This is a genomic window from Priestia sp. P5_B4, from assembly GCF_056400385.1.
The window spans coordinates 1-4,794 of record NZ_JBFULJ010000258.1; the positions used below are offsets into that span (position 1 = coordinate 1).

Genomic DNA, 4,794 nt, shown 5'->3' on the forward strand with positions numbered 1-4,794 from the left:
CTACTATATTTAAAGATAACCATTATTACAGTGAAATGATTAGTGGAATTGAATATGTAATCCGTAAGCATGGTTATGATCTAGTCATATCTGGAGCGAGTAGCCCAGCTGATTGTCTAAAATGGATTCGAACGAGAAATATTGATGGTCTTCTGTTTTTAGGAGCCTTCCCGCATCGATTGTATGAGAAAATGAAAGCGTTATCGAATCCGATTGTGCTAGTAGATACATATGAAAGGTACGAACGTGATTATCATCATATTTCTGTAGACGATGAGTATGGAGGATATCTAGCTACAACACATTTAGTGAATTTGGGGCACAAAGAAATTGCCTTTGTTGCTCATCACCTCGTCAATAGTCCAGTGGATAAAAAGAGGTATATAGGCTACGAGAAAGCATTAAAAGAAGCGGGCATTACGCCATCAAAGACGTTTGTTTTTGAAGTGAACGAAAGTTCGTTTGATAACGGTTACAATTTAGGGAACAAGCTGCTGAAAGATCATAAGGATATTCGGGCGGTTTTTGCTTCCTCTGATACGCTGGCGCTTGGAATTATGAAAGCACTGCAAGAAAAGGGGAAAAAAATTCCGCAGGACTACTCAATCGTAGGGTTTGATGACATAACGTTTAGTAGCTATGCATCTCCCAGTCTAACAACCATTCGTCAAGATGTATTTAACAAAGGAGTCGTAGCTGCGACGTCGGTTATTCAAGCAATTGAACACCGTTTCAGCACGCTGCAGCATGTGAAATTATCGGTTGAACTTATTATTCGAGATTCGACTGCTAAGCGCGGGTGAACCGCAGTAAGTTAACCGGTTAACCAAAGTTTAGCATTTATGAAAAAAGGGGATATAAGTTAGCATTCACAAAAAAAGGGGATATGAAAATGATTAATGTTACAGTATGGAATGAAAATCGTCATGAACAGAAAAATCCGGTTGTAAGAGAAATTTACCCTGAAGGCATTCACGGTGCCATCGCTTCTTTTTTAGAAGAAGGAGGGTTTCGTACACACACCGCAACATTAGACGAAGTAGAACACGGGTTGACTGAAGAAGTATTAAATCAAACGGATGTTTTAGTATGGTGGGGTCATTTAGCACATGACGAAGTGAAAGATGACATCGTTGAGAAAGTAAAGCAGCGCGTGCTAGACGGTATGGGGCTTATTGTCTTGCACTCAGGTCACTTTTCTAAAATTTTTAAAACGTTAATGGGCACAAGCTGCGACTTAAAATGGCGTGAAGCAGATGAAAAAGAGCGCTTGTGGGTAGTAGAACCGAGCCATCCGATTGTGGAAGGTATTAGTGAATTTATCGAGCTTGAGCGCGAAGAAATGTATGGAGAGCACTTTGATATTCCAGCACCTGATGAACTGATTTTCACGAGCTGGTTTGAAGGCGGAGAAATTTTCAGAAGCGGCTGCACGTACAAACGCGGAAACGGAAAAGTATTTTATTTCAGACCTGGACATGAAACATATCCAACATACCATAACAAAGACATTCAGCGTGTCATTATGAATGCTATTAAATGGGCGAAGCCAGCAGAGAGAAAACGTCCTGTTTACGGCAATGCGCAACCGCTTGAATCAATCGCTGTTAAAAACTAATTAATAATGCTTAAGCAAAGGGGATAGGAAAGATGGCAAAAGTAAAAATTGGCGTTATTGGGTGCGGAAGCATTGCGCAACACCGTCACTTACCAGAATATAAGATGAATGAACAAGTAGAATTAGTAGCCGTTTGCGATATAAACACAGAACGTGCAAACAGCGTAGCGCAGCAGTACGGTGTAAAAGCTTACACAAACTACGAAGAACTTTTAGCAAGCGGTACAGTGGAAGCAGTGAGCGTATGTACGCCCAACTATCTTCATGCGCCTATTTCGGTTGCAGCGTTAAACAGCGGAGTTCATGTCCTGTGTGAAAAGCCGATGGCAACATCAGAAGAAGAAGCGAAAGCAATGATTGAAGCAGCAAAAACAAACGGTAAAAAACTAATGATTGGACATAATCAGCGCTTTGTAGCTTCTCATCAAAAAGCTCGTGAACTTATTGAAAAAGGGGAAATCGGTAAAATTTACAGTTTCCGTACGGCATTTGGCCACGGCGGTCCTGAAGGTTGGAGCGTGGACGGAAAAGACAGCTGGTTCTTCAAAAAAGACGAAGCGTTTATTGGGGCTATGGGGGATTTAGGCGTTCACAAAACCGATATGCTCCGCTACATATTGAATGAAGAAATTGTAGAAGTCGGTGCATTTGTAGAAAGCAATGCAAAAGACTTTGCAAATGTAGACGACAATGCTGTATGCGTATTAAAAACGCAAAGCGGGATTATCGGGACGCTTGCGGCAAGCTGGGCTTACAATGGAAAAGAAGATAACTCCACGATTGTTTACGGAGAGAAAGGGATTCTTCGTTTAGAGGACGATCCGACGTATTCATTAGTTGCACAATATGCAACGGGTGAAGTGGTGAACTATGAATTAGGAAAAATCCAGTCGAACGATGAAGGCGGACAAAGTAATTCTCACGTCATTGAACAATTTGTAGATGCAGTTGCAGAAGATAAAGAATCTCCTGTTCCTGGTGAAGAAGGATTAAAATCACTTGCTGTTATTTTAGCAGCTTTAAAATCAAGTCAAACGAAACAAATTACGCGCGTGTAAGAGGTGAAAAACGTGAGAATTGGCATAATCGGAGCAGGAGGGATTGCTGTAAGTAGGCATATCCCAGCATTCAAACAACTGGGTGATGAATGTGTGATTTGGGGGCTTAGCGATATTAATAGTGAAAGAGCCACAGAGGTAGCCAATGAGCATAATATCCCTCACGTATTTGTTGATTACAAAGATATGTTTAAAGAAGTGGATGCTGTATGTATTTGTACACCGAATAAATTTCACGCCGAGTTTGCAGTAGAAGCGCTAAAAGCAGGCGTTCACGTCATATGTGAAAAGCCAATGGCGATGTCTAAAGAGCAAGGTGAAGAAATGCTTGCTGCTGCTAGAGAATCAGGTAAGCAGTTAGCGATTGCGTATCATTACCGATTCATGAAAGAAGCGCAGGCAGCGAAAAAAATGATGACAGAGGTAGGACGCCCATTAGTTGCACGTGTCAGAGCAATGCGTCGCCGAAAGGTTCCCGGTTGGGGGGTATTTACGAACAAAGATCTTCAAGGAGGAGGCAGCTTAATTGATTACGGCTGCCATTTGCTTGATTTAACGCTTTGGCTGATGGGAAACCCAAAGCATACTGAAGTGCTGGGAAGTACATATAATGACCTGAGTAAAACGCCTAACCAATTAAATCAATGGGGAGCATTTGATCATGAAACATTCAGCGTGGATGATCATGTAACGGCCTATATTAAATTTGAAAATGGAGCGTCGCTTCTTTTAGAAACTTCTTGGGCTGCTAATATCGAAGATGATGAAGAGCACGTAAGTATATCAGGGGTAGATGGCGGTTTAAGCGTGTTTCCGTTTGAACTATACACGTCTAAAAACGGTATGCTCATGAACAGTACGTCACCTTGGATAGATGGAGAAGATGATTACAGCCTGAGTCAGGCTAAAAATTTCGTTGAAGCGTGTAAAGGAAATACTGAATTAGTGGTAAAGCCACAAGAAGCGCTTCAAGTCTCAGCTATTATTGACGAAATATATCGCACAGGGGGAAATTAAAATGAAACTTGGAGTATTTACGGTCTTATTTGCGGATCTTTCTTTTGAAGAGATGTTAGATAAAGTAAAAGCAGCAGGTCTTCATGCTGTTGAAATCGGAACGGGCGGCTATCCGRGAAACAGCCATTGTCCGCTAGATGCGCTGCTTGAAGATGAAGAAAAAAGAGAAGCCTATATGAAGCAGATAAAAGACCGCGGACTTACAATCAGCGCATTTAGCTGCCACGGCAATCCTATTTCACCTGAGGCAAGTTTTGCAAAAGAATCTGACGAAACGCTTCGCAAGACCATCCAACTAGCATCACTAGTAGATGTTCCAGTGGTTAACTGCTTTTCTGGAACAGCAGGAGATCACGAAGAAGCGAAGTACCCAAACTGGCCTGTTACTCCCTGGCCTAACGAATATGGAGACGTATTGAATTGGCAATGGGAAAATAAGCTTGTTCCTTATTGGAAAGAAATTGGAGAACTAGCGGAGGAGCATAATGTGAAAATTGGTTTAGAACTTCACGGCGGATTTTTAGTTCATACTCCGTATACGCTCCTAAAGCTTCKCGAAAAAACAAGTCCAGCGATTGGCGCTAACCTTGATCCAAGTCATTTATGGTGGCAAGGAATTGATCCGGTAGGAGCTATTAAAATTTTAGCAAAAGAAAATGCGATTCATCATTTCCATGCAAAGGATACGTACTTGGACCAGGATAATATTAATATGTATGGCCTGACGGATATGCAGCCATACGGAGAAGTCCAAACGCGTGCATGGACGTTTAGATCCGTAGGGTGCGGACATGATGTAAAAGAGTGGTCTGATATGATGAGTGCACTTCGCACATACGGATACGATTATGTAGTCAGCATTGAGCATGAAGATCCAATCATGTCGATTGAAGAAGGATTTAAACGCGCGGTTACAAACTTACAAAGTGTATTAATTGAAGAAACTCCCTCACAAATGTGGTGGGCGTAAGCAAAAAGAAGCACCTCTAAAAAGAGGTGCTTCTTTTATTTTCGTTAATAAATCAATTCGCCTTTTGTTCACCTGAATTTCGATACAAACGGGTGATTGGCAATCCAAAAGCGCCAAGGATAATCCTTCGC

General features: G+C 41.7%; 5 protein-coding genes. All 5 read left to right on the forward strand.

What is annotated here, in order from left to right; genetic code table 11:
* On the forward strand, positions 1-803 hold an 803-nt coding region (locus AC1DRF_RS16950), incomplete at its 5' end, for a LacI family DNA-binding transcriptional regulator (RefSeq protein WP_477741217.1).
* An 89-nt stretch (positions 804-892) separates the two neighbouring features.
* The gene (locus AC1DRF_RS16955) at positions 893-1,618 is read left to right on the forward strand and encodes a ThuA domain-containing protein (RefSeq protein ID WP_230183928.1); all 726 of its coding nucleotides are present in this window, start codon (positions 893-895) and stop codon (positions 1,616-1,618) included.
* A 32-nt stretch (positions 1,619-1,650) separates the two neighbouring features.
* Positions 1,651-2,676, forward strand: coding sequence for a Gfo/Idh/MocA family protein (locus AC1DRF_RS16960; RefSeq protein WP_043982175.1), 1,026 nt, complete (start codon positions 1,651-1,653; stop codon positions 2,674-2,676).
* Between the two features lie 12 nt (positions 2,677-2,688).
* The gene (locus AC1DRF_RS16965) at positions 2,689-3,693 is read left to right on the forward strand and encodes a Gfo/Idh/MocA family protein (protein WP_097823554.1); all 1,005 of its coding nucleotides are present in this window, start codon (positions 2,689-2,691) and stop codon (positions 3,691-3,693) included.
* Position 3,694: 1 nt separating this feature from the next.
* Entirely contained in the window at positions 3,695-4,663 is a 969-nt protein-coding gene (locus AC1DRF_RS16970) for a sugar phosphate isomerase/epimerase family protein (RefSeq protein WP_477741218.1), read from the forward strand.
* The last annotated feature ends 131 nt before the right edge of the window (positions 4,664-4,794 follow it).